1 protein-coding gene is annotated in these 329 nt (G+C 39.2%); it reads left to right on the forward strand.

Going from position 1 to position 329, the window contains the following annotated elements; genetic code table 11:
* A partial coding sequence (locus N8M66_RS09295) for a Rib/alpha-like domain-containing protein (protein WP_261047224.1) occupies positions 1-329 on the forward strand: 329 nt, incomplete at both ends.

The following is a 329-nucleotide window of genomic DNA, read 5'->3' on the forward strand; positions in this document are numbered from 1 at the left end:
AAAGGCATCAAGATTCCAGAAGGTGGAAAAGTAACAAATGTAGAAAACATTCCAGACTTGACAACTCCAGGTAAGAAAGATCCAGTTAAGGTAACGGTTGAATTACCAAATGGTAAAGTAGTCACAGTAGAAGTTCCAGTTAATGTAACACCTGTTAAAGAGATTGAGACACCAGTCACCTCTACCCCATTAACACCAGAGGATTACACAAAAGGCATCAAGATTCCAGAAGGTGGAAAAGTAACAAATGTAGAAAACATTCCAGACTTGACAACTCCAGGTAAGAAGGATCCAGTTAAGGTAACGGTTGAATTACCAAGTGGCAAAGT

Source organism: Streptococcus mitis (assembly GCF_946188585.1).
Lineage (GTDB): Bacteria > Bacillota > Bacilli > Lactobacillales > Streptococcaceae > Streptococcus > Streptococcus mitis_DG.